22 protein-coding genes and 1 rRNA gene are annotated in these 23,960 nt (G+C 66.6%); 3 read left to right on the top strand and 20 right to left on the bottom strand.

The window, feature by feature from the left end; genetic code table 11:
* Nucleotides 1–36: 36 nt before the first annotated feature.
* Together QMG61_RS09850 and tyrS are read right to left on the bottom strand one after the other, a co-directional pair.
* Nucleotides 37–1,556: ribosomal RNA gene (locus QMG61_RS09850) — 16S ribosomal RNA — on the bottom strand.
* 777 nt (nt 1,557–2,333) lie between these two features.
* Nucleotides 2,334–3,635: a tyrosine--tRNA ligase gene (gene tyrS, locus QMG61_RS09845; protein ID WP_283494166.1), complete on the bottom strand. Its 1,302-nt coding sequence runs from the start codon at nt 3,633–3,635 to the stop codon at nt 2,334–2,336.
* A 137-nt stretch (nt 3,636–3,772) separates the two neighbouring features.
* Between tyrS and QMG61_RS09840 the strand changes: the two genes are divergently transcribed.
* Both QMG61_RS09840 and QMG61_RS09835 read left to right on the top strand, forming a co-directional pair.
* Entirely contained in the window at nt 3,773–4,459 is a 687-nt protein-coding gene (locus tag QMG61_RS09840; protein ID WP_283494165.1) for a sigma factor-like helix-turn-helix DNA-binding protein, read from the top strand.
* A complete protein-coding gene (locus tag QMG61_RS09835; RefSeq protein WP_283494164.1) occupies nt 4,456–5,064 on the top strand; it encodes a hypothetical protein in 609 nt (202 codons plus the stop codon). The genes QMG61_RS09840 and QMG61_RS09835 overlap by 4 nt, the downstream gene beginning before the upstream one ends.
* An 82-nt stretch (nt 5,065–5,146) precedes the next feature.
* On the opposite strand, the gene QMG61_RS09830 is transcribed toward QMG61_RS09835, so the two are convergent.
* The 18 genes from QMG61_RS09830 to infC form a co-directional block, all read right to left on the bottom strand.
* The gene (locus QMG61_RS09830; RefSeq protein ID WP_283494163.1) at nt 5,147–5,752 is read right to left on the bottom strand and encodes a DNA-3-methyladenine glycosylase; all 606 of its coding nucleotides are present in this window, start codon (nt 5,750–5,752) and stop codon (nt 5,147–5,149) included.
* Nucleotides 5,749–7,185, bottom strand: coding sequence for an argininosuccinate lyase (gene argH / locus QMG61_RS09825; RefSeq protein WP_502847024.1), 1,437 nt, complete (start codon nt 7,183–7,185; stop codon nt 5,749–5,751). The genes QMG61_RS09830 and argH overlap by 4 nt, the downstream gene beginning before the upstream one ends.
* A 9-nt stretch (nt 7,186–7,194) precedes the next feature.
* The gene (locus tag QMG61_RS09820) at nt 7,195–8,394 is read right to left on the bottom strand and encodes an argininosuccinate synthase (RefSeq protein ID WP_283494162.1); all 1,200 of its coding nucleotides are present in this window, start codon (nt 8,392–8,394) and stop codon (nt 7,195–7,197) included.
* A 111-nt stretch (nt 8,395–8,505) separates the two neighbouring features.
* On the bottom strand, nt 8,506–9,438 hold the full coding sequence (argF, locus tag QMG61_RS09815; RefSeq protein WP_283494161.1) for an ornithine carbamoyltransferase: 933 nt from the start codon (nt 9,436–9,438) through the stop codon (nt 8,506–8,508).
* Between the two features lie 37 nt (nt 9,439–9,475).
* Nucleotides 9,476–10,699, bottom strand: coding sequence for an acetylornithine transaminase (locus QMG61_RS09810; RefSeq protein ID WP_283494160.1), 1,224 nt, complete (start codon nt 10,697–10,699; stop codon nt 9,476–9,478).
* A 59-nt stretch (nt 10,700–10,758) separates the two neighbouring features.
* Nucleotides 10,759–11,685 (bottom strand): acetylglutamate kinase, encoded by a 927-nt coding sequence (argB, locus tag QMG61_RS09805; RefSeq protein ID WP_502847025.1) that lies wholly within the window; start codon nt 11,683–11,685, stop codon nt 10,759–10,761.
* Complete coding sequence (argJ, locus tag QMG61_RS09800) at nt 11,685–12,857, bottom strand: bifunctional glutamate N-acetyltransferase/amino-acid acetyltransferase ArgJ (protein WP_283494159.1); 1,173 nt, start codon at nt 12,855–12,857, stop codon at nt 11,685–11,687. Before argJ ends, argB begins: the two co-directional genes overlap by 1 nt.
* On the bottom strand, nt 12,854–13,897 hold the full coding sequence (argC, locus tag QMG61_RS09795) for an N-acetyl-gamma-glutamyl-phosphate reductase (protein ID WP_283494158.1): 1,044 nt from the start codon (nt 13,895–13,897) through the stop codon (nt 12,854–12,856). The genes argJ and argC overlap by 4 nt, the downstream gene beginning before the upstream one ends.
* A gap of 148 nt (nt 13,898–14,045) precedes the next feature.
* Complete coding sequence (gene pheT, locus QMG61_RS09790) at nt 14,046–16,580, bottom strand: phenylalanine--tRNA ligase subunit beta (protein ID WP_283494157.1); 2,535 nt, start codon at nt 16,578–16,580, stop codon at nt 14,046–14,048.
* On the bottom strand, nt 16,580–17,620 hold the full coding sequence (gene pheS / locus QMG61_RS09785; protein ID WP_283494156.1) for a phenylalanine--tRNA ligase subunit alpha: 1,041 nt from the start codon (nt 17,618–17,620) through the stop codon (nt 16,580–16,582). The genes pheT and pheS overlap by 1 nt, the downstream gene beginning before the upstream one ends.
* A 35-nt stretch (nt 17,621–17,655) precedes the next feature.
* Entirely contained in the window at nt 17,656–18,579 is a 924-nt protein-coding gene (locus QMG61_RS09780; RefSeq protein WP_283494155.1) for an amino acid ABC transporter permease, read from the bottom strand.
* On the bottom strand, nt 18,576–19,223 hold the full coding sequence (locus tag QMG61_RS09775) for an amino acid ABC transporter permease (protein WP_283494154.1): 648 nt from the start codon (nt 19,221–19,223) through the stop codon (nt 18,576–18,578). The genes QMG61_RS09780 and QMG61_RS09775 overlap by 4 nt, the downstream gene beginning before the upstream one ends.
* 136 nt (nt 19,224–19,359) lie before the next feature.
* Nucleotides 19,360–20,232 carry a glutamate ABC transporter substrate-binding protein gene (locus QMG61_RS09770; protein WP_283494153.1) on the bottom strand — a complete coding sequence of 291 codons (873 nt, stop codon included), beginning with the start codon at nt 20,230–20,232 and terminating at the stop codon, nt 19,360–19,362.
* Nucleotides 20,233–20,268: 36 nt separating this feature from the next.
* Entirely contained in the window at nt 20,269–21,057 is a 789-nt protein-coding gene (locus tag QMG61_RS09765) for an amino acid ABC transporter ATP-binding protein (protein ID WP_283494152.1), read from the bottom strand.
* Between the two features lie 94 nt (nt 21,058–21,151).
* A complete protein-coding gene (locus QMG61_RS09760; RefSeq protein WP_283494151.1) occupies nt 21,152–21,952 on the bottom strand; it encodes a TrmH family RNA methyltransferase in 801 nt (266 codons plus the stop codon).
* A gap of 138 nt (nt 21,953–22,090) precedes the next feature.
* Nucleotides 22,091–22,483: a 50S ribosomal protein L20 gene (gene rplT, locus QMG61_RS09755; RefSeq protein WP_283494150.1), complete on the bottom strand. Its 393-nt coding sequence runs from the start codon at nt 22,481–22,483 to the stop codon at nt 22,091–22,093.
* A gap of 27 nt (nt 22,484–22,510) precedes the next feature.
* A complete protein-coding gene (gene rpmI / locus QMG61_RS09750; RefSeq protein WP_134364955.1) occupies nt 22,511–22,705 on the bottom strand; it encodes a 50S ribosomal protein L35 in 195 nt (64 codons plus the stop codon).
* The gene (gene infC / locus QMG61_RS09745) at nt 22,698–23,324 is read right to left on the bottom strand and encodes a translation initiation factor IF-3 (RefSeq protein ID WP_283494170.1); all 627 of its coding nucleotides are present in this window, start codon (nt 23,322–23,324) and stop codon (nt 22,698–22,700) included. Before infC ends, rpmI begins: the two co-directional genes overlap by 8 nt.
* Before the next feature lie 276 nt (nt 23,325–23,600).
* Here infC and QMG61_RS09740 point away from each other — a divergent pair, with 276 nt between their 5' ends.
* Nucleotides 23,601–23,948, top strand: coding sequence for a DUF1844 domain-containing protein (locus QMG61_RS09740; protein WP_283494149.1), 348 nt, complete (start codon nt 23,601–23,603; stop codon nt 23,946–23,948).
* The last annotated feature ends 12 nt before the right edge of the window (nt 23,949–23,960 follow it).

Raw genomic sequence — 23,960 nt, 5'->3', positions numbered from 1 at the left:
TCCGCTGTAGACAGACGGCACTGCTGTGCTCCTTAGAAAGGAGGTGATCCAGCCGCACCTTCCGGTACGGCTACCTTGTTACGACTTAGTCCTAATCACCGATCCCACCTTCGACAGCTCCTCCCCTTGCGGGTTAGGCCACTGGCTTCGGGTGTTACCGACTTTCATGACTTGACGGGCGGTGTGTACAAGGCCCGGGAACGTATTCACCGCAGCGTTGCTGATCTGCGATTACTAGCGACTCCGACTTCATGAGGTCGAGTTGCAGACCTCAATCCGAACTGAGACCGGCTTTTTGGGATTCGCTCCACCTTGCGGTATTGCAGCCCTTTGTACCGGCCATTGTAGCATGCGTGAAGCCCAAGACATAAGGGGCATGATGATTTGACGTCATCCCCACCTTCCTCCGAGTTGACCCCGGCAGTATCCCATGAGTTCCCACCATTACGTGCTGGCAACATAGGACGAGGGTTGCGCTCGTTGCGGGACTTAACCCAACATCTCACGACACGAGCTGACGACAACCATGCACCACCTGTATAGAGACCTTGCGGGGCGACTGTTTCCAGACGTTTCCTCTATATGTCAAGCCTTGGTAAGGTTCTTCGCGTTGCATCGAATTAATCCGCATGCTCCGCCGCTTGTGCGGGCCCCCGTCAATTCCTTTGAGTTTTAGCCTTGCGGCCGTACTCCCCAGGCGGGGAACTTAATGCGTTAGCTGCGACACGGAGACCGTGGAATGGTCCCCACATCTAGTTCCCAACGTTTACGGCATGGACTACCAGGGTATCTAATCCTGTTCGCTCCCCATGCTTTCGCTCCTCAGCGTCAGTTACGGCCCAGAGATCTGCCTTCGCCATTGGTGTTCCTCCTGATATCTGCGCATTCCACCGCTACACCAGGAATTCCAATCTCCCCTACCGCACTCTAGTCTGCCCGTACCCACTGCAGGCCCGAGGTTGAGCCTCGGGTTTTCACAGCAGACGCGACAAACCGCCTACGAGCTCTTTACGCCCAATAATTCCGGACAACGCTTGCACCCTACGTATTACCGCGGCTGCTGGCACGTAGTTAGCCGGTGCTTTTTCTGCAGGTACCGTCACTTTCGCTTCTTCCCTACTAAAAGAGGTTTACAACCCGAAGGCCGTCGTCCCTCACGCGGCGTTGCTGCATCAGGCTTTCGCCCATTGTGCAATATTCCCCACTGCTGCCTCCCGTAGGAGTCTGGGCCGTGTCTCAGTCCCAGTGTGGCCGGTCACCCTCTCAGGCCGGCTACCCGTCGTCGCCTTGGTGAGCCATTACCTCACCAACTAGCTGATAGGCCGCGAGCTCATCCTTGACCAAAATTCTTTCCACCCCCAGAGATGCCTCCAAGGGTCGTATCCGGTATTAGACGTCGTTTCCAACGCTTATCCCAGAGTCAAGGGCAGATTGCTCACGTGTTACTCACCCGTTCGCCACTGATCAGAGAAGCAAGCTCCTCATCACCGTTCGACTTGCATGTGTTAAGCACGCCGCCAGCGTTCGTCCTGAGCCAGGATCAAACTCTCCGTAAATGTTTGATTGCACGAACCGACCCTTCGACAAGCTCAGGGACCGAAACGGCACATCTAGTGTGACTGACCACCGGAATAGGCGGACCAGACACAAGTTTGAAACTGACAGAACAAATCATTACTGACTTGCTTTGTTGTTTAAATGTTTTCCAAAGGAATCTCTTCCGCGGTACCCCCTAGAAAGGAGCCCTACGGCCGAGGTTTTTGGCATTTGACATTGTGCACGCTGTTGAGTTCTCAAGGATCGGACGCACCCAACTTCAGGCCACGCTGTTTGACCAGCACTGCGGCTTTCGTTTTGGGGCAACTTGTCTAACTTACCTGCCCCGGCAATCCCTGTCAAATCAAGGCCAGCAGACCATTCCACGCACGCCGAAGCACACCGAAACAACCCACAACCTCAACCCACACAAACCAGCCGGAGAGAAGTACTAGCTTAGGCCCCCAACACACCAAACTCCAACCGGAGCGGCACGCTGAAAAAGCCATAAAACCTGGTCCCACATGAGGCCGGGAAGCTCTGCGGCTTTCCGCACCTTTGGGGTACGTGAAGACATTACGGCCCCCAGCCCACCCCGTCAAAACCCCTGCAACCCCGGGCGTGTCACACCCCCACCCCACCCCCACACCCCACACCCACACCCCGCGAAAGTGCACTTTTGGCCCCCACCCACACCACGAAACGGCCAAAACTGCACTCTCGCGGAACACAAAAACGCCCGCAACCACTCGAGGAGAGCGGATGCGGGCGTCGCGGGCGCGGAACTACGCGGGGGGTTACTGGACGAAGATGCCGGCCAGGGTCTTTTTGCCTCGGCGGAGCACGGCTACACCACCGGGCAAGACGGCGTTCTCGATCGTCTCTGCCTCATCGGTGACCTTGACGTTGTTGAGGTAGACACCACCCTGGCTGACGGCACGCCGGGCTTCGCTCAGGCTCGCCGTGAGCCCGGTATCGACGAGGAGCTGCAGAACCGTGGCGTGCGGGGCCGTTGTCGTGTTCGGGAGTTCGCGCAGCGCCGCCTCGAGGGTGGCTTCGTCGAGGTCGGCCAGCTCGCCCTGTCCGAACAGTGCGTGTGCGGCCTGGATCGCCGCTTCCGTGGCCGGCCGGCCGTGCACGAGCCCGGTCACGGCGACGGCGAGGGTGCGCTGGGCGAGGCGCTTGAACGGCTCGGTCGCCACCGCCGCCTCGAGATCTTCAATCTCGGCCCTGGTGAGGAAGGTGAACACCTTGAGCCTCGAGATCACATCGGAGTCTTCGGTGTTGAGCCAGAACTGGTAGAAGGCATACGGACTGGTGAGGGTGGGGTCGAGCCAGACCGCGTTCCCCTCGCTCTTACCGAACTTCGTGCCGTCGGTGTTGGTGATGAGCGGTGTGCCGATGGCGTGCACGCTCTCCCCCTCGGCCTTGCGGATGAGATCGGTGCCGCTGGTGAGGTTGCCCCACTGGTCGCTTCCGCCGGTCTGCAGCACGCATCCGTAGCTGCGGTACAGCTCGAGGAAGTCCAGGCCCTGGAGCACCTGGTAGCTGAACTCGGTGTAGCTGATGCCGGCGTCGGAGTTGAGCCTGGCGCTCACCGCATCCTTCTTGAGCATGCTGCCCACTCGGTAGTACTTTCCGATGTCGCGCAGGAAGTCGATTGCGCTCATGGGCGCGGTCCAGTCGAGATTGTTCACCATGGTGACGGCGTTCTCGCCCTCCCCGCTGAGGAAACGGGAGACCTGGGCCTGGAGGTAACCGACCCACTGGCCGACGACATCCTTCGTGTTCAGGGTGCGTTCCGCCGTGGGCCTCGGGTCGCCGATCAGGCCGGTCGAACCGCCGACCAGACCGAGCGGGCGGTGCCCGGCGAGCTGGAGGCGCCGCATGAGCAGGATCTGCACGAGGTTACCGAGGTGCAGGCTGGGCGCCGTGGGATCGAAACCGCAATAGAAGGTGATCGGATCCCCGGCCAGCAACTCATGGAGTTCGGTCGGATCGGTGCTGACGTGAACGAGACCTCGCCAGGAGATCTCCTCCCAGACGTCGTCGAAGGTGGGATCGTTGGCCTGTTGGGCGAGGATGGCGGGGTCTGACACGGGTCCAGATTACCAGCGTGCCGGTGCGGGCCGGGAAACACTCCCCAGCCTTGATTGACGCATATTAAGCCTACATAGTGAATTATGCTATATTCATCTTTCAAGCTTACTTTTGTCCCCGCTGTGGAGGTGCGCCCGTGTTCGTGATCACCGCTGACCAGATCGACAGCCGCAATGACCGTGACCGCGCCGGCGAGATGATCGCCGCGCTGATGGCGCAATTCGGCGATAACTTCACCCTGCCGCCCGACCAGACGGCCGGCGACGAGATCCAGATGCTGCTGACGGATGCCCGCGCCGCCCTGGATCTGGTCCTGGCCCTCCACCGGTCCGAACATTGGAGCATCGGCCTCGGAGTCGGCACGGTGCGCATGCCCCTGCCTGACTCCGCCCGCCAGGCATCCGGTCAGGCGTTCGTCGGTGCGCGCGACGCGGTGACCCGGGCGAAGAAGGCGGATGCCCGGTTTGCGCTCACGGTAGAACCGGCCGAGCCGGCTGAACCGGCTGAACCAGCCGAAGCACAGGACGGGAAGGTGGCACCCGAACACCGTCCGGCGCTCGACGCCGACGAGGTCGAAGCGCTCCTCGTGCCGTTCCTGCTGCTGCGCCAGCGCCGCACGTCGGAGGGCTGGGCCGCGGTCGACCTGCTGGAGACCGGGCTGAGCCAGGTGGAGATTGCCGCCCGGTTGGACATTTCGGCGGCCGCGGTCAGCCAGCGACTTCGCAGCGCGCTCTGGAAGGTCGACCAGGCGGCACGCCCGGCACTCGTTAGGCTGCTGGAGGACCTCGACAACGCCACAACAGGAACAGGACCCTCGACATGAATTTCCAGGCTTTCCAGATTCTGGCCTATCTGTACTGGCTCCTGCTCCTGCTCGTCACGACCGGGTCGCTCGGCCTGGCCGTGCTCGCTTTCAAGCAGAAGAATCAGCGCTACGCCATCGCGGCGGCCGGGGCCCTCGCCGCGGCGCTGGTGATAGCCGCGGTGCCCGCCCCGGACGGGTCCGGCTCGTTCGGCATCGTCCTGGGGATGGTGGCCCTGGCGCTCTCCGTCGTGGGCGGCGGCCCGATGGCCGTGCTCGCTCTCCGGTTGGCCACGAACAATTCGGTGCAACCCGGCGCGCACGGCGGCATCCTCGTTCGCGACGATGAAGCCGCGACGGCGACGGACCCGGCCGTTGCCGGCGGGACCGTGCACGAGGTGCTGCGGGGTGGGCTGATGATCGGGATTCTCGAGCGGTTCGCCGTGGCCGGCGCGATCCTGGCCGGCTTCCCCGAGGCGATCGCCGTTGTCGTGGCGATCAAGGGCGTCGGGCGCTTCACCGAGCTGGCCGCGGCCGAGTCCAGGGAACGCTTCATCATCGGAACCTTCGCCAGCCTGATCTGGGCCTGCTCCTGCGCCGCGCTGGTCAGGCTCGCCATCGCGTAACGAGATCCCTCGCGGCCCGCGTTGTGGAAGCGGGCGCACGTTAGACCGCGTGCCGGGAGACGTGGCACCCGCCACGAGAGGGTCAGCCCGCCGCGGCGCCCAGCTTCGGATGCCGGCGGTACGGCGACACGGACGGCTCGCCCGGTAGCCAGAACCGCCACGGGTACTCGACTCCCCCGCCGGCGCCGCCTACCCCGGTGCGCGGCCCGGCCAGGTACTCCGCGGGCCCGTCGGGCAGGGTGAGGTCGAAGGGCGCATCGGCGAGGTCGGCCCCGTCGTCGCCGAGGCTGATGCCGAGCGCGAGCGTGAGCCTCGCCGGCCCCCTGGCGAGGTCCCGGTCGGCCTTCGCCGTCGGGCGGCGGTGTCGGGCCTCCGCCACACCCGCGACGATCTCCCCGCCGCGCAGGAGCACGGCGGTGGCCTCCCCCTCCGGCGAGCAGACCACGTTCGCGCAGACGTGCATGCCGTAGCTGAAGTAGGCGTAGAGGTGCCCGGCCGCACCGAACATCGCCGCGTTGCGCGGGGTACGCCCGCGAAACGCGTGCGAACCCGGGTCGGCACCGTGACCGAGATAGGCCTCCACCTCCGTGATGCGCAGCGACACCCCGGCCCGACTGATCACCGCGCCGAGCAGGAGCGGCGCCACCTCGAGGGAGGGCCGCTCCAGCAGGCGACGGTCGAAGGTCACATCCGGAGGGCGAGGGCGAGGGCGCGCACCCGCGCCACCAGCACGGCACGCTGCTCGGCGACGCGCACGGGAGCGGTGCCCGCCTGCCCGTCGCGACGGTTGACCGACCCCTGGATGCTGAGCACCTCACGCACGTCCGGGGTGAGGTGCTCGGAGATGCTGAGTAGAGCTGCATCGTCGACCTCGTGCAGGTCGAGGTCGTGCTGCTCGGCGAACTTGACCAGCAACCCGGTGATCTCGTGGGCATCCCTGAAGCTGACGTGCTGCTTGACCAGCCACTCGGCGACATCCGTGGCCAGAGAGAACCCGGCGGGGGCGAGCTCGGCCATCCTCTCGGTGTGGAAGGTCAGGGTGGCGATCATGCCGCTGAACGCCGGCAGGAGCACCTCGAGCGTCTCGATCGAGTCGAAGACGGGCTCCTTGTCTTCCTGCAGGTCCCGGTTGTAGGCCAGCGGGAGACCCTTGAGGGTGGTGAGCAGGCCGGTCAGGTTGCCGATGAGGCGACCCGACTTTCCGCGGGCGAGCTCGGCGATGTCGGGGTTCTTCTTCTGCGGCATGATCGACGATCCGGTCGAATAGCCGTCATCGAGCGTGACGAAACCGAACTCGCGCGTGTTCCAGAGGATGATCTCCTCGGCCAGGCGGGACACGTCGATACCGATCTGCGCGGTGATGAAGGCGAACTCGGCGACGAGGTCGCGGCTGGCCGTGCCGTCGATCGAGTTCTCCACCACGGCTCCGAAGCCGAGGTCGGTCGCCACGAGTCGGGCGTCGAGGCCGAGGGTGTTCCCGGCCAGGGCCCCGGAACCGTAGGGCGAGAAGTCCGCACGCCTGTTCCAGTCGGTGAAGCGTTCGAGGTCGCGCACGAGCGGCCAGCAGTGCGCGAACAGGTGGTGTGCCAGCAACACCGGCTGGGCGTGCTGGAGGTGGGTGCGACCGGGCATGATCGCGTGCTCGTTCGCCTCGGCCTGCGACGCGAGCGCGTCGATGAGGTCGATCAGATGAGCGGAGATGGAGACCGCCTTGTCGCGCAGCAGCATCCGCACGAGCGTGGCCACCTGGTCGTTGCGGCTGCGACCGGCGCGCAGCTTGCCGCCGAGTTCGACACCGACGATGTCGATCAGGCCGCGCTCGAGTGCCGAGTGCACGTCTTCATCGGTTTCGGCCGGCAGGAACCGGCCGGAGGCGACGTCATCCGCCAGGGTGTCGAGACCGGCGACCATGGCCGTCAGCTCGTCGCCGGTGAGGTAACCGGCCTCGGCGAGGGCGCGGGCGTGCGCCTTCGAACCGCGGATGTCGTAGGGGGCAAGGGGCCAGTCGAACTGGGTCGACTTGCTCAGCTTCGCCAGTTCGGGCGAGGGGCCGCCGGCGAAACGGCCGCCCCAGAGGGCGCCCGCCTTACCCGCTCGGTTCGTGTTCTCGTCGGCAGCCACGCGCAGCTCCTACTTGCCGGCGAGGTCGCGGCGGGCCGAGATCTTGCTCGGCAGCGACCACAGCTCGATGAAACCCTTGGCCATGGACTGGTCGAAGGTGTCACCGGTGTCGTAGGTGGCGAGGTTGAAATCGTAGAGGCTCTGGGTGGACTTGCGCCCGGTGACGACGGCGGTGCCGGCGTGCAGCTTCAGGCGGATGTCACCGGTGACGTGCTTCTGCGTCTCGTCGATGAACACGTCCAGCGCACGCTTGAGGCCGGAGAACCACAGGCCGTCGTAGACGAGCTCGGCCCACTTGGACTCGACGCCGCGCTTGTACCGGGCCAGGTCGCGTTCGACGGTCATGTTCTCGAGCTCTTCGTGCGCGGCGATCAGGGCGATGCCGGCCGGGGCCTCATAGACCTCGCGGCTCTTGATGCCGACGAGACGGTCCTCGACGATGTCGATTCGGCCGACGCCCTGGTTGCCGGCGTGCATGTTCATCAGTTCGATGGCCTGCAGCGGAGTGACGGGAACGCCGTCGATGGCGACGGGAACACCCTGGTCGAAGCTGATCACGACCTCGGTGGGCTCGCGGGTGATGGCCGGGTCCTGGGTGTACGTGTAGAGGTCTTCGATCGGGGCATTCCACGGGTCTTCGAGGAAGCCGGTCTCGACCGCACGGCCGTAGACGTTCTGGTCGATCGAGTACGGGCTCTTCTTCGACTGCGCGATCGGCAGGTTGTGCAGGGCGGCGTATTCGATGGCTTTGTCGCGGGTCAGCGCGAAGTCACGAACGGGAGCGAGGGAGGTGAGTTCCGGTGCGAGGGCGGCGACGGCCGCTTCGAAGCGGACCTGGTCGTTGCCCTTGCCGGTGCAGCCGTGCGCGACGCTGTTTGCGCCGAGTTCCTTCGCGGTCGAGGCAAGGTACTTCGCGATGAGGGGGCGGCTGAGCGCCGAGACCAGCGGATAGCGCTTCTGGTAGAGGGCGTTGGCCTTGAGGGCCGGCACGACGTAGTCGCTGGCGAACTCGTCCTTGGCGTCGACGACGATCGACTCCACGGCACCGCAGTCCAGCGCACGCTGGCGGATCACGTCCATGTCCTCGCCGCTCTGTCCGACGTCGATGGCGAGGGCTACGACCTCCTTGCCGGTCGCATCCTTCAGCCAGCCGATACCAACCGAGGTGTCAAGTCCACCGGAGTATGCGAGCACAACACGTTCAGCCATGGTTCTCCCTAAAGATTGTTCAGATCAAGTTTACGTTCCCGGCCAGGTGACCGCCGGGGTGTGTTCCGGTCGTGGGCGTCCGTCACGACGGCGCTCTCGACCGGAGGGGTGTCAGTGGTCGTCGTTCTGGCGAAGGAGCCAGGCGAGGAGGGCCTTCTGGGCGTGCAGGCGGTTTTCCGCCTCATCCCAGATGATGCTCTGCGGGCCGTCGATGACCTCGGCGGTCACCTCGAAGCCGCGGTCGGCGGGCAGGCAGTGCAGGAAATGCGCGTCCGGCCGGGCGAGCGCGAGCAGCGCGGCATCGACCCGGTAGGCGCCGAGTGTGGCGAGGCGGTCGGCCTTCTCCTCCTCCTTGCCCATCGAGACCCAGGTGTCGGTGATGACCACGTCCACCCCGGTCACGGCCTCGGCCGGGTCGGTGAAGAGTGCGACGGAGCCGCCGGTGCGCGCGGCGATGGCCTCGGCATCCCGCACCACCTGCGGATTCGGCGTGTAACCGACCGGCGAGGCGATGCGCACGTGCATGCCGGCGGTGGCCCCGGCGAGGAGGTAGGACTGCGCCATGTTGCAGGCACCGTCACCGAGGAAGGCGAGGGTCTGGCCGGCGAGGTCGCCGCGGTGCTCGCGGATGGTGAGCAGGTCGGCGAGCAGCTGGCACGGGTGGAAGTCGTCGGAGAGCGCGTTGACGACGGGGACCGTGGTGCCCAGGGCCATCTCCTCGAGGCCGGCCTGGCCGTAGGTGCGCCAGACGATTGCGGCCACCTGACGCTCGAGCACCCTGGCCGTGTCGGAGGCGGTCTCCTTGCCGCCGAGCTGGCTGCTGGCGGTGGCGATGATCAGCGGGCTGCCACCGAGGTCGGCGATGCCCACCGCGAAGGACACCCGGGTGCGAGTCGAAGATTTGTCGAAGATCACGGCGACCGTCTGGGGGCCGGCGAGCGGTTTGGCCGCGAATCGGTCTCGCTTGAGCACCAGTGCCAGGTCGAGGATCTCGGCCTGTTCGGCCGGTGAGAGGTCGTCGTCGCGCAGGAAATGGCGGGTCACTTAGGTCACTTTCGGTGGATTGCGGGATTGAACAACTCTAGAGGCTGGCCAGTGCGAGGCCGAAACGGTGTTGGAAATCGGCCAGTTCGCCGTCGCCGATGATGAGCGGGGGCGCCAGCCGAATGGTCGATTCGTTGGCGGCGTTCACGATCAGGCCCTCTTTCATGGCCGCGGCCGCGAGTCGGAGCGCGACCGGTTCGGTCAGGCCGATGCCGATCAGGAGACCGCGGCCGCGCACCTCGCTGATCTGCGGTGACGCGAAGCCGTGCACGATCTCGCGCAGCTGCACGCCACGCCGTGCGGCGTTGGCGACGAGTCCGTCGCGTTCGATCACGCCGAGCACGGCGTTTGAGGTGGCGGTGACGAGCGGGTTTCCGCCGTAGGTGGAGCCGTGCTGGCCGCGACTGAAGAGGTCGGAGGTTGCACCGTAGGTGACGAGGGCGCCGATCGGCAGGCCGCCTCCGATGCCCTTGGCGATGGTGATGGCGTCGGGGGTGATGCCGTCGTGTTGGAAAGCCCACCACTCACCGGTGCGGCCGGCCCCGGTCTGCACCTCGTCGATGATGAGGAGGACCCCGTGCCTGGTGCAGAGTTCGCGGGCGCGGCGGAGGAACCCATCGGGGAGGTCGATGACCCCGGCCTCACCCTTGACCGGTTCGATGAACAGGGCGGCGACCGTGTTGTCGATGGATGCCTCGAGCGCCTCGATGGTGGTGTGGATGTGCTCGACTCCGCCGGGCACGGGCAGGAAGGCCTCGCGCATGGCGGGTTTGCCCGACAGCGCGAGCGCTGCCATCGTGCGGCCGTGGAACGATTCGTGCAGGGACAGGATGCGGGTGCGCGTGCCGCCGCTCGTGTTCAGCCTGGCCAGTTTGAATGCGGCCTCGTTGGCCTCGGCACCGGAATTGCAGAAGTAGACCCGCCCGGACTCGCCGGCCCCGGTGATGCGTTTGAGCCGCTCGGCAAGTTCGATCTGCGGCGGCGAAGAGAAGTAGTTGGAGACGTGGGCGACCCGGCCGACCTGGTCGGTGACCGCGGCGACAAGGTCGGGGTGGGCGTGGCCGAGGGAGTTCACGGCGATGCCGGCGAGGAAGTCGAGGTACTTCTTCCCCTTTTCGTCCCAGACGTAGCAGCCTTCGCCGCGGACGAGCATGGCCAGCGGGGTGGCCAGGGTCCGCATCATGGCGGCGCCGAAGCGCTCCTGCCAATGCTCGGTACCCGGTGTCTGCTCGGTCGGGTCGTACTCGGTTGCGTCTGTCATGCCTTGATTCGTTGTCCCTGGGTTGGTGGTGCCTGGGTCTGGTGTGGCTGGATGGCCGGTCATACGGGGACCACCTCGGTTCCGATCCCGCTGCCGGTGAAGACCTCGAGCAGGATCGAGTGCGGCACCCGTCCGTCGATGATCGCCGCCTTCGCGACCCCGCCGTCGACCGCGTCGAGGCAGGCCGTCATCTTGGGGATCATGCCCGATTCAAGGTCGGGCAGGAGCCGGCGCAGGGCGTCGACGTCGATCATGGAGACGAGCGAGTCCCGGTTGGGCCAGTCGCTGTAGAGCCCGGCGACGTCGGTGAGGATCACGAGCTTGGCGGCGTGCAGTGCGATGGCCAGTGCCGCGGCCGCCGCGTCGGCGTTGATGTTCAGGGACTGGCCCGGGACATCCGTGTCCGGTGCGATCGAGGACACGACCGGGATGCGGCCGGCGGCGAGCTGGGCGAGCACCGCCTCAGGGTCGACGCCGATGACGTCGCCGACGAGACCGAGGTCCACCTCTTCGCCGTTGATGACGGCGCCGCGACGGCGACCCTGGAACAGTCCGGCGTCTTCGCCGGACAGCCCGGCCGACAGCGGCCCGTGTTCGTTGATCCGGCTGACCAGTTCGCGGTTGATCTGCCCGGTGAGCACCATCCGCACGACGTCCATGGCCTCCGGCGTGGTGACCCGGTAGCCGCCGCGGAACTCGCTTTCGATACCGAGGCGGTCGAGCATGGCGGAGATCTGCGGGCCGCCGCCGTGCACGACGACGGGGCGGAGGCCGGCATAGCGCAGGTAGACCATGTCCTCGGCGAAGGCTCGTTGCAGTTCCTCGTTGACCATGGCGTTGCCGCCGAACTTGACCACGATGACCTGATCGTGGAATCGTTTGAGCCACGGCAGGGATTCGATCAGGGTCGCGGCCTTGACGGTCGCCTCGTCTCGGCTGTTGAAGTCGGGGTCACGCGCTTCGTCGGAGGCCGGGGTCGATGCGATCAACTCGAGTACGCGCTGTTCTCTTCGACGTAGGCGTGGGTGAGGTCGTTGGTCCAGATCGTGGCCGTCGCGGAGCCCGCGTGCAGGTCGATGAGCACGGTGACCGCCCGGGATGTGAGGTCGACCAGCTCGCGCGGCTGGTCGGGCTCGCCCGCCGAGCAGACCTGCACGCCGTTGATCGCGACGTCGATTCCGTAGGGGTCGAACACGGCCTGGGTGGTGCCGACCGCGGCGAGCACGCGGCCCCAGTTCGGGTCGTTGCCGAAGATGGCCGTCTTGAACAGGTTGCTGCGGGACACCGCCCTGGCGACGATGACGGCGTCGAGCTCCGAGTCGGCGCCCTGCACCACGATAGCCACGTCGTGCGCGGAGCCCTCGGCGTCGGCCTGTAACTGCAGGGTAAGGTCCTGGCACACGGCGGTGAGCGCTTCCGCGAATTCGGCCGGGTCGGCGGCGACGCCGCTCGCCCCTGAGCCGAGGAGGGTGACGGTGTCGTTGGTCGACATGCAGCCGTCGGAGTCGAGTCGGTCGAAAGTGACCCGGGTGGCCTGGCGGAGAGCCGTGTCGAGCTGGCCGGAGTCGAGAACAGCGTCGGTGGTGAGCACGACGAGCATCGTGGCCAGGCCGGGCGCGAGCATCCCGGCGCCCTTGGCCATGCCACCGATGGTCCAGCCGGCGGACGAGGCGTGCACGGACTGCTTGGGGGTCGTGTCGGTGGTCATGATGGCACGGGCGGCGGCGAGGCCGGCGGCGGCGGATGCCGCGGTGCCGGCGTGCAGGGCGACCGAGGCATCCCAGATTCCGGCGGTGAGCTTGCCCAGGTCGAGTTGTTCGCCGATCAGGCCGGTTGAGCAGACGAGCACCTCTCCGGCCGCGATCTCGAGACGGCTGGCGACGGCCTCCGCGGTGGCGTGCGTGGTCTGGAAGCCGATGCTGCCCGTGTAACAGTTGGCGCCGCCCGAGTTGAGCACGACCGCGCGGACCACGCCGCCGCGCATCACCTGTTCGCTCCAGATGACCGGGTTCGCCTTGCAACGGTTGGTGGTGAAGACGGTCGCGGCGCTCGTGAGCGGGCCGAGGTTCTGCACCACGGCGAGGTCGAGGCCGCCGGAATTCTTCAGGCCTGCGGTGACTCCGGCTGCGGTGAATCCGGCGGGGGCTGTGACGCTCACGGTGCGACTCCATTTGTGCTCAGGCCGAGGGTCTCCGGGAGACCCAGGGCGATGTTGGCGGACTGGATGGCGGCGCCGGCGGTGCCCTTGGCGAGGTTGTCGACGGCGGTGACGGTGACCACGCGGCCCACGGAGTGGTCGATGGCGAGGCCGATCAGCGCCGTATTGGCGCCGAGAACGTCGCTGGTGCGGGGGAATCGGCCCTCCGGCAGCAGGTGTACGAAGGGTTCGTCGGCGTAGGCGCTCTCCCAGGCGGCGCGCACGGCGGCGTCCGAGGTTCCGGGCACGAGCCTGGCCGTCGCGGTGCAGAGGATGCCCCGCGACATCGGCACGATCACCGGGGTGAAGGAGATGGTGGGGTTCTCGGCCCCGGCCCAGGCCAGGCTCTGTTGGATCTCGGGGATGTGCCGGTGCACCCCACCGACCGCGTAGGGGTTGGCCGATCCGAGGATCTCCGCCGCGAGGTTGGGCAGTTTGAGGCTCTTGCCGGCGCCGGACGGGCCGACCGCGAGCACGGCGACGAGGTCCTGCGCCTCGATCACGCCGGAACGGATGCCGGGTGCGAGCGCCAGGGCGACCGTGCTGGCGTTGCAGCCGGGCGCGGCGATCCGGCGCGCGCCGACCAGCCGGGAGCGCTGTTTTCCGCCGTCGACCGGAAGTTCGGGCACCCCGTAGGCCCAGGCACCGTAGTAGTCGCCGCCGTAGAACGCGGCCCAGGCCGTCTCGCTCTCCAGCCGGTGGTCGGCACCGCAGTCGACGACGAGCGTGTCGGGCGAGAGCGCGGCCGTCAGGGCACCGGATGCCCCGTGCGGCAGGGCGAGGAAGACCAGGTCATGCCCGGCCAGGGTCTCGGAGGTCGTGTCCACGAGGGTGAGTCCGGCGAGGGAGCGCAGGTGCGGCTGCACGTCGATCAGTCTCTGCCCGGCGTTGCTGTGCGCGGTGACCGTGCGCACCTCGAATTCGGGATGCCCGGCGAGGAGCCGGAGCAATTCCCCGCCCGCGTAGCCGCTCGCGCCCGCAACCGCCACCGAAAAAGCCATGGGTCAAACTTAGCGCGCCGCCGTGCGCCGCCGAGAATCCGCGTCGACGCAGTTTTCTTGCGCGGCGGGCGGAGCGGGGCTGCCAGGGGTCGAGGCTCGGCGGCTCCCGGCTCCGCGCCGGCGTGGGAACCGGGAGCCGGGTGTTTGGCTACTCCCGGAGGGTGGCGCCGAAGCGTGCGGCCGCGACGGCCACCCCGGCCAGCTTGGCGTCACTGGCCTCCGCGGCGGTCAGGGTGCGGTCGGCTGCCCGGAACCGGAGGGCGAAGGTCAGCGACTTGCGGCCGGAAGGGATTCCGGCGCCGCGGTAGTCGTCGACGAGCTCCGCGTGGTCGAGCAACGGCCCGGAGCCCTCGATCACGGCCTCGAGCACCTCCCCGGCGGGCACAACGGTGTCGACCACGAGGGACAGGTCCTGGGTGGCGGCCGGCATGGTGCGGATCGGGATGGCCTGGAGCTCGGCGCCGGCGCGGTCGAAGACCACGCTGAGGTTGATTTCGGCGACCGCGACGACCGCGGGCAGGTCGAAGCTGCGCGCGACGGCCGGGAGCAGCTCGCCGGCGTAGCCGACCGAGGTGGCTCCGGCATCCGTCGTCACGAACAGTTCGGCCGTGCGCCCCGGGTGCATAGCCTGGTGCGAGCCCTGGCGAACCTGGATGGCGACCCCGGTGGCCAGGGCGATCTGCGCCACGGCGGTGAGGGCGTCCTGCCAGCCGGCGGGCACGGCGGGCCGGCCCGGCTGCTGCCGGGTCGCGTTGCCGGTGAACACGACGCCGACGGAGAACGGCTGCGGCGGGATGCCCGCGTTCAGCTCGATCTCGAGCCTCGCGCTGGGGCGCACGGCACCGGGGGGCACGACACTGCTGCCGTACTCGACTCCGGCGACGGGCCGGAAGACCTGGCCCTGCTCGAAGACGGCGAGGTCGGTGAGGCCGCGGGACCGGTTGCGGTGGGCGATCTGGAGCAGCCCGGGCAGCATGGAGGTGCGCAGGAACGGCGCCTCGCCGTCGAGCGGGTTCGCGACCCGCATCTGCGGCACGGTCGGGCCTACGGGGGCGCCGAACAGGTTGTTGGCCTTCTCGGCGACGAACGGGTACGCGAGCACCTCGGTGTGGCCGGCGGCCGCGAGGGTCTGGGCGACCTGGCGGCGCAGCAGCTGGGTGCGGGTGAGGCCGCGCCCGGGCGGAGCCACGGGCAGCACGGAGGGGATCCGGTCGTAGCCGACGATGCGGGCGACCTCCTCGGCCAGGGTCCACTTATCGGTCAGGTCGGGACGCCAGCTCGGCGCGGTGACGGACAGTCCACCCTCGATCTCTTTGAGCGAGGCGCCGATCTCGGCCAGGGAGGTGCGCACCTCGTCGCGGGTGTACTCGAGTCCGATCAGCCCGGAGATGAAGCCGGCCGGCAGGAAGATCGGCTGCGCGGCGGGGGTGGCGTCGTGCAGGGAGCCGAGGTCGTCGGCCACTCCCCCGGCGAGTTCGACCAGCAACTGCACGACCCTGGCCGCGGCGACGGCGGCGACGGCGGGGTCGACCCCGCGCTCGAACCGACGGGAAGCCTCACTGGGCAGCTTGTGCCTGCGGGCCGTGCGCGCGATGGACACCGGGTCGAAGTTCGCGGCCTCGACGAGCACGTTGGTGGTGCCGGCCCCGATTTCGGTGGTCTGACCGCCCATCACCCCGGCCAGGCCTATCGGCCCGGATTCGTCCGTGATCAGGAGGTCTTCTCCGCTGAGAGTGCGGGTGACGTCGTCGAGGGTAGTGAGTTTCTCGCCCTTGCCAGCGCGGCGCACGGTGATGCCACCGGCCAGTGCATCGAGGTCGTAGGCGTGGATGGGCTGGCCGAGTTCGATCATCACGTAGTTGGTCACGTCGACGATCAGCGAGATTGAACGGATGCCGGCGAGCTTCAGCCGGGCGATCAGCCAGGCCGGAGAAGGCCGGGTCGGGTCAACGCCGCGCACGGCCCGGGTGACGAAAACGCTTGCGCCGATCTTGTCGCGGATCGGGGCCCGGTCGTCGATGGTCACGACGAACGCGATCGAGGAGGGGGCCGGGACCACGGCGAGGGCCGGGTCGCGGAAGGTCGCGCCGGTGGCGTGGGCGTATTCGCGGGCGACGCCGCGGATGGAGAACGCGTAGCCGCGGTCGGGGGTGACGTTGATCTCCACGGCGCTGTCGTCGAGGCCGAGGAGGCCGAGGGCATCCGTGCCGACGGGGGCGTCGAGGCCGAGGGCGGCCAGGCGGAGGATGCCGTCGTGCTCGTCGCCGAGGCCGAGCTCGCGGGCCGAGGCGATCATTCCGTCGGAGACGTGTCCGTAGGTCTTGCGGGCCGCGATCGGGAACGGGCCGGGCAGCACGGCGCCGGGCAGGGTCACGACGACCTTGTCGCCGACGCCGAAGTTGTGGGCACCGCAGACGATCCCCCGAATATCTTCGACGTTCGATTCATCGGTTGTCGAGCCTGTCGAGACACGCACCTGGCACCAGTTGATGGTCTTGCCGTTGGTCTGCGCCTCGGGTTCGATCGAGAGCACCTCGCCGACGACGATGGGGCCGGTCAGGTCGAAGCGGTGAATCTCTTCTTCCTCCAGGCCGACGCTGACGAGGGCGGCGTGGACGTCTTCGGGGGTGGTGCCGGGTGCGAGGTCGACGAATTCGCCGAGCCAGCTCAGTGGGACGCGCATCAGACGGTCATCCCGTACTGCTGGCTGAACCGGACGTCGCCTTCGACCATGTCGTGCATATCCTTCACATCATTTCGGAACATCAGTGCCCGTTCGACGCCGACGCCGAACGCGAACCCGGAGTAGACCTCCGGGTCGATCCCGGCGGAGCGGAGCACATTCGCGTTGACCATGCCGCAGCCGCCCCACTCGATCCAGCGGGCGCCGTCCTTGAAGGTCGGGTGCCAGAGGTCGAGTTCGGCGCTCGGCTCGGTGAACGGGAAATAGTTGGGGCGCAGGCGCACCTTCGCCTCCGGGCCGAACATGGCCTTGACGAAGTGGTCGAGGGTGCCGCGCAGGTGCGCCATGGTGAGGCCCTTGTCGACGGCGATGCCCTCGATCTGGTGGAACACGGGCGTGTGGGTGGCGTCGAGTTCGTCGGTGCGGAAGACGCGGCCGGGCGCGACGACGTAGACGGGCAGTTCGCGGGAGAGCAGGGCGCGCAACTGCACCGGGGAGGTGTGGGTGCGGAGCACGAGGTGAGCCTCGGGCGGGTCGACGAAGAAGGTGTCCTGCATGGCGCGGGCGGGGTGGTCCTCGTCGAAGTTGAGGGCGTCGAAGTTGAACCACTCGCTCTCGAGCTCCGGCCCCTCGGCTACCTCCCAGCCCATGCCGACGAAGACGTCGGCGACGCGTTCCTGCAGCAGGGCGAGCGGATGCCGCGCTCCCGGCCGCCAGGCGGATGCCGCCGCGGTCACGTCGACGGCTTCGGCGGCGAGCTGGGCGCGCGCCTCCGCCTCACCGATCTCGGTCTCTCGAATGGTGAGTGCCTGGCCGACGCGGCCCCTGGCCTGGCCGACGAGTTTGCCGGCGGCGGCCTTCTGGTCGCCCGGCACCGTGCGCATGAGCGCGTTGAGGCGGGCCAGCGGGGACGCGTCCCCGGCGTGCTCGGTGCGCACTGCCCGGAGGGCGCTGGAGTCGGCGGCGGCGGAAATGGCGGTGAGCGCGGCGGTGACGGCCGCGCTCACGGCCTCTTCGGAGATTTCGGTGGGATCAGACACAAGGCACAAGTTTAGTGGCCTCGTCGCGGACTACCCTACGGGGCGGATCCTCCGCCCCTGGACTGCTCGCCCAGGGCGGTCGGCATGGCCAGCACCGGGTCGGCGGGGGTGTTCGGCGGGGTGGGGTTGGCCGCCTTCGCCTTGGGGTTGGTGCGGTGGGCGATCACGCGGGCCAACCAGGAGAGGGAAAGGTTCATGGCCAGGTAGATCGCCAGGACCACCATGAAGAAGGAGAACGCGTAGCGGTTGCCGAAGAAGTCGGGCAGGTTCTTCACCCCGACTCGGAGCAGTTCGCTGTAGCCGACCACGAAGGCGAGCGAGGTGTCCTTGAGGAGCACGACGAGCTGGGCGATGATGATCGGCAGCATCTGACGGAACGCCTGAGGGAACTCGATCCGCATCCGGGTGGAGATGGGCGTCAGGCCGATCGCGAGCCCGGCTTCCCGCTGACCACGAGGAAGGGACTTGATTCCGGCGCGCAGGGCCTCGCCGATGATCGCCCCGTTGTAGACGGCGAGGGCGGCGACGCCGGCCCAGAACGAGCCGGTCGAGAAGACCAGCAGGATGAACAGCATCATCAGCAGCACGGGCATGCCACGTACGAATTCGAGCACGACCGTGCTCGGCACCCTGACCACGGCTGAGTCGGAGGCGCGACCGAACGAGAACACCACGCCGAGAGGCAGCGCGATCGCCGCGGCAACCCCGGCCATGGAGAGCGTGGCGAGCACGCCCTGGCCGAGCGAGCGCCAGACCTGCACGTCGCTGAAGACATCCCAGCGCGACGCATCCCACAGCCCAGGCTGGATCGCACCGTTGGCGCTGGCCTTCGGGGCTCCCATCGCCAGGACGAGCAGGATCAGCGCGCCGATGATGAGGATGACACCGACGACGGAGATGGTGCGGGAGCGCATCCGGGCCTTGGGGCCGGGCGCGTCGTAGAGAACAGAGAGACTCATCGGAGCACCGCGACCTTCTTCTCGACCCGGCCGGCTATCAGGCCGAGGGTGATGGTGATCAACAGGTAGAACGCCGCGACGCCGAGCAGGATGGCGATCACCTGGTCGCCTCGATCGTTGGTGACCTTGCGTGCCGCGCCGAAGAGCTCGAAAACGAAGAAGGCACCGGCAACGGAGGTGTTCTTGGTCAGGGCGATGAAGACGTTGATCAGCGGAGGGATGACCATCCGGATGGCCTGCGGCATGATCACGAAGGTCAGGCTCTGGCCGAAGGTGAGCCCGACGCTCCTGGCGGCCTCGGCCTGGCCGACGTGAACGCCGTTGACGCCGGCCCGGAGGGCCTCGGCGACGAAGGGTGAGGTGTAGACGGTGAGCCCGAGCACGGCGAGCGGGAAGTAACCGGGTGAGAACTGGAGGTACGGCAGCAGGAAGGCGCAGAAGAAGAGTACGAGGGTGAGCGGGGTGTTGCGGACGATCTCCGTGTACACCGTGGCGAATCCCCGGAACGATGAAACGGGGGAAATGCGCAGCGCGGCGATGATGACCCCGAGTACGAGCGCCCCGACTCCGGCCAGGCCGAGCAGCCCCAGCGTGTTCCTGAAACCGTCGATGAACACGGGCAGGTTCTCAGTGATGGCGTCCACAGCTCACCTCCTTCATGTCTAGCGGCATGGTCACGTGCGTTGTGCGCGTGGGGCCGTTGCTGATCGGGGTGGCCCGGCGCTGTTGGCCCGGGCCACCCCGATCGGCGGGTGGTGCTTATTCAGATGGTGCGGTGGTTCAGTAGCGGTTGACGGCCGGCGGCGTCGGCGTCTCGAGAACCTTGCCCGCGGTGGACTCCCAGGCGGCAGCCCAGGAACCGTCGGCGTAGGCCTCTTCGAGGGTGTCGTTGATGAACGTGCGGAACTCGGTGTCGTCCTTCATGAGCCCGATGCCGTACGGCTCTTCGGTGAACGGCTTGTCCACGACCTCGAACTGACCCGCGTTCTGGTCGGCGAGGCCGGCCAGGATGACGTTGTCCGTGGTTACCGCGGCGACCTCGCCGCTACGCAGCGGGCCGAGGCAGTTGGAGTAAGTGTCCGTGGCGATGATGTCGGTCGTGTACGCGGCAATGTTCTTCTCCGACGTTGAACCGCTCACCGTGCAGACCTTCTTGCCGGCGAGGTCCTTCGGACCGGTGATCTTGTCCGGGTTGCCTGCGAGCACGAGCAGGTCCTGACCGGCCTGGTAGTACGGTCCGGCGAAGTCGACGACTTCCTTGCGCTTGTCGTTGATCGTGTAGGTGGCCACGACCATGTCGACCTGGCCGTTCTGGATGAACGGCTCGCGGTTGGCAGAGACGGTTTCGACCCACTTGATGTTGTCCGCCGAGATGCCGAGCTTGCCGGCGATCAGCTTGCCGATTTCGACGTCGAACCCGACCGGGGTGCCGTCCGGGCCCTTGAGGCCGAAGAGCGGCTGGTCGAACTTGGTGCCGATGGTGATCGAGCCGGCGTCGGCGAGCTTGGCCATGGTCGTGCCTGCCGCGAATTCAGGTGCCGATGCGACGGGAGCGGAGGTCGGTGAACCCGCGCCAGAGTCGGTGCAGGCGCTGAGCGCGAAGACGCTCGCGAGGGCAAGGGCTGAGATCGCAAGACGTTTGGTGAAAGTCATGTTTCCTCCGGGTTGCTGTGTGTTCCGGCCCACCGGTCAGTGGGCAAGTATTTTCGAGAGGAAATCCTTCGCTCTCGTGCTCTGGGGGTCGGTGAAGAATTTCTCCGGGGTCGTCTCCTCGACGATTTCGCCCTCGGCCATGAAGATCACCCGATCGGCGGCGCGGCGCGCGAAGCCCATCTCGTGAGTGACGACGATCATGGTCATTCCGTCGTTGGCGAGGTCGATCATGACCTCGAGGACCTCGTTGATCATCTCCGGGTCGAGCGCGCTCGTCGGCTCGTCGAGCAGGATCAGCTTGGGGGTCATCGCCAGGGCGCGCGCAATGGCGACGCGTTGCTGCTGGCCACCGGAGAGCTGGGCCGGCATCTTCTGCGCCTGGTTGGCCACCCCGACGCGTTCGAGGAGCGCCATGGCCTTTTCCTCGGCGGCCGCCTTGGTCATGCCGCGCACCTTGATCGGGCCGAGGGTCACATTGTCGAGAACGGTCTTGTGCGCGAACAGGTTGAACGCCTGGAAGACCATGCCCACGTCGGCCCGCAACTGGGCGAGGGCACGGCCCTCAGCCGGGAGCTCGACGCCGTCGATCGTGATGCTGCCCGAGTCGATCGTCTCGAGCCGGTTGATCGCCCGGCACAGGGTGGACTTGCCCGAGCCACTCGGACCGATGACAACGACGACCTCACCACGGGTGACGACCGTGTTGATGTTCTTGAGGACGTGCAGTTCACCGAAATTCTTGTTGACGTCCTTCACGACGACCAGCGGCTCACCTCGACGAACGGTGATGTTGGACGTAGCCGGCGCTGATTCTGTAGGCTCCATCACCCCAACTTAGGGTAGATTCGCGCCTTCCTGAACCATCCGACACCGGAGGTTATCGAGCTGTGATGATTCCACCGACCCGATTTCCCGCAGGTCAGCTGCGCTGGGCGAACGCGCTCTCGTAGAGGCAGACTGAGGCCGCCGTGGCGAGGTTCATCGACTCGGCGTGGCCGTAGATCGGCACCGAAATGGACCGGTCGACCTTCGCCAGGTCTTCGTCGCTGAGCCCGCGAGCCTCATTGCCGAACAGCCACGCGGTCGGAGCGACGAGCAATCCGTCGTTGCGGGCCACGAGCAGGTCGGTCCCCTTGATGTCGGCGGCGAACAGCTGCATGCCGGCCTCTCTCGCGCGCTCGCGCACGTCTTCGAGAGTGACTCCGACGGCGACGGGGAGGTGGAAGATCGACCCGGTCGACGAGCGCACGACCTTGGGGTTGTAGAGGTCTACACTGCGACCGGTGAGGATGACCGCGTCGGCTCCGGCGGCATCCGCGGCACGAATGATGGTGCCGGCGTTTCCGGGGTCGCGCACCTCTTCGAGAATGGCGATCAGGCGCGGCTCATTGCCGAAAATATCCTTGACCGAGGTCGGGAACTGGTGGCAGACGGCCACGAAACCCTGCGGCGTGACGGTGTCGGCCATGGTTTCGAGCACCTGTTCGGTGACGAATTCCACCTCGACGCCGGCCTGGGCGGCGGTGTCGGCGATGTCGGTGTAGCGCTCGAGGGCCGTCGGGGTGGCGTACAGCTCGACGACGAGTTCGGGACGGTAGGTGAGGGCCTCGACGACGGCCTGCGGACCCTCGAGCAGGAACAGTCCGGTCTCGGAGCGCGCGGCTCGATTGGCCAGTTTCGCGACAGCCCGCACGCGCGGAGAACGGGGATTATCTAACATAGGACCAGCTTACCGGCCCTACTGCCACCCGCCTGCAGCCGCGCGGAGGGCCTGCCCGCTTCGACGGCGCGGGCACGCAAAACGGGAGCGGGCGCTGGGCCCGCTCCCGTGAAGAGTGCGTGTTGCTGGTGGTGAAAGTTACGCGTTGACCGCGACCTTCGGTGCCGACGTGTCGGCGGGCAGTGCTGCCTTGGCGCTCGCAACGATGGCCGCGAAGGTGGCGGGCTCGTTCACGGCCAGCTCGGCCAGGATGCGACGGTCGACCTGGATGCCGGCCAGGGCGAGGCCCTGGATGAGGCGGTTGTAAGTCAGTCCGTTGGCGCGGGATGCGGCGTTGATCCGCTGGATCCACAGGCGACGGAAGTCACCCTTGCGTGCACGACGGTCACGGTAGCTGTAGGTGAAGGAGTGAGTCAGCTGCTCCTTGGCCTTGGTGACCAAGCGCGAGCGCTGGCCGCGGTAGCCCTTGGCGCGCTCGAGGATGACGCGACGGCTCTTGTGAGCGTTTACCGCTCTTTTTACTCTTGCCATTGTTCTGGTTCCTTTAGGGGTACGGGTCTAGCGACCGAGAAGCTTCTTGATGACCTTGATGTCGGCCTTGGCCAATACCTGGTCCTGGTTGAGGCGAGACTTACGCTGAGTGCTCTTGACCTCGAGGTTGTGTCGCAGGCCGGCCTGCTGCTTCATGATCTTGCCGGAACCAGTCACCTTGAAGCGCTTCTTCGTCCCGGAGTGGGTCTTCATCTTAGGCATCTTTTTCCTCCAGTTTCGCTGCCTTATCGGCAACCTTGTCAGCCTTATCGGCAACTTTTTCTGCCTTGTCGGCAGCCTTGTGTGCGTTAGCCTCCGCCTTGGCCTCTGACTTGTTTTTCAGAGGTCCAATGACCATGACCATGTTTCGACCGTCGATCATCGGAGTCGATTCCACGGAACCGAACTCTTGGACATCCTCGGCAAATTTTTGAAGCAGACGTACACCCTGGTCTGGACGGGACTGCTCACGGCCACGGAACAGAATCATGGCCTTGACCTTGTCGCCGGCCTTCAGGAAGCCTTCGGCGCGCTTGCGCTTGGTTTCGTAGTCGTGCTTATCAATCTTGAGACGGAACCGAACCTCTTTGAGGATGGTGTTCGCCTGGTTGCGCCTGGCCTCCTTGGCCTTCTGCGCAGCCTCGTACTTGAACTTGCCGTAGTCCATGATCTTGGCAACCGGCGGCTTGGAGGTGGGCGCGACCTCGACGAGGTCGAGATCTGCTTCCTGTGCAAGGCGCAGCGCAACGTCGATGGCCACAACCCCGACCTGTTCGCCGTTGGGACCAACGAGACGGACTTCGGGGACGCGAATACGGTCATTTGTACGGGGATCGCTGATGCGTCTCTCCTCTTCTCATGCATCGTGGCTGCAACTGACGACGGATGTCGCCCGCAGACGAAGAGAGGAAAATCGCGTATCCGGATTCGAACAACATTCGTTCGAACATCACATACGACACCCTGTCTACCTTCGCGAACTGGAATCCAGCGCCGCGACGGCGGAGTGTAAACAACCCGGTAACCTTTATGAAGCGGTATGCGCGGGTGGGAGATTATCCACTTTCGTACCGAGATTTGCATCTCGGAGCCCGGACGAGTCTAACAGAGGAATTCAGTGACGGATAGCAACGAGCAGGAAGCACTTCAAGCCACCCGGGATATCGCCGATGTGGCCGCGGTAGAGATCATCACGACCGCGTCAGTGCACCTGATGAGCGCGGCCGCGGTCAAGGTGGGCCTTGCCGACGACCCGGCGACGCAGACCGACCTCGACGAGGCGCGCAAGCTCATCACAGCTCTGGCCGGCCTGATCACGGCGGCGGCCCCGGACATCTCCGATATGCACGCCCGCAGCCTGCGCGACGGCCTGCGTTCGCTGCAACTCGCCTTCCGTGAGGCCTCGTCCATCCCCGACCCCATCGGCCAGGGCCCGGGCGAGAAATTCACCGGCCCGGTCAACTAACCCTCCCCTCCT

The organism is Cryobacterium sp. PH31-AA6 (assembly GCF_030063195.1).
In the GTDB taxonomy this organism is placed as follows: Bacteria; Actinomycetota; Actinomycetes; order Actinomycetales; family Microbacteriaceae; genus Cryobacterium.
This window is presented reverse-complemented; position numbering and strand designations above follow the sequence as displayed.

Bases quoted from the DNA above. Each gene is read 5' to 3' on its own strand.
- QMG61_RS09835 (WP_283494164.1), top strand. From the start codon at position 4,456: ATGAATTTCCAGGCTTTCCAGATTCTGGCCTATCTGTACTGGCTCCTG.
- QMG61_RS09820 (WP_283494162.1), bottom strand. From the start codon at position 8,394: ATGGCTGAACGTGTTGTGCTCGCATACTCCGGTGGACTTGACACCTCG.
- QMG61_RS09810 (WP_283494160.1), bottom strand. From the start codon at position 10,699: ATGACAGACGCAACCGAGTACGACCCGACCGAGCAGACACCGGGTACC.
- argC (WP_283494158.1), bottom strand. From the start codon at position 13,897: ATGGCTTTTTCGGTGGCGGTTGCGGGCGCGAGCGGCTACGCGGGCGGG.
- pheT (WP_283494157.1), bottom strand. From the start codon at position 16,580: ATGCGCGTCCCACTGAGCTGGCTCGGCGAATTCGTCGACCTCGCACCC.
- QMG61_RS09780 (WP_283494155.1), bottom strand. From the start codon at position 18,579: ATGAGTCTCTCTGTTCTCTACGACGCGCCCGGCCCCAAGGCCCGGATG.
- QMG61_RS09770 (WP_283494153.1), bottom strand. From the start codon at position 20,232: ATGACTTTCACCAAACGTCTTGCGATCTCAGCCCTTGCCCTCGCGAGC.
- QMG61_RS09765 (WP_283494152.1), bottom strand. From the start codon at position 21,057: ATGGAGCCTACAGAATCAGCGCCGGCTACGTCCAACATCACCGTTCGT.
- QMG61_RS09760 (WP_283494151.1), bottom strand. From the start codon at position 21,952: ATGTTAGATAATCCCCGTTCTCCGCGCGTGCGGGCTGTCGCGAAACTG.
- rplT (WP_283494150.1), bottom strand. From the start codon at position 22,483: ATGGCAAGAGTAAAAAGAGCGGTAAACGCTCACAAGAGCCGTCGCGTC.
- rpmI (WP_134364955.1), bottom strand. From the start codon at position 22,705: ATGCCTAAGATGAAGACCCACTCCGGGACGAAGAAGCGCTTCAAGGTG.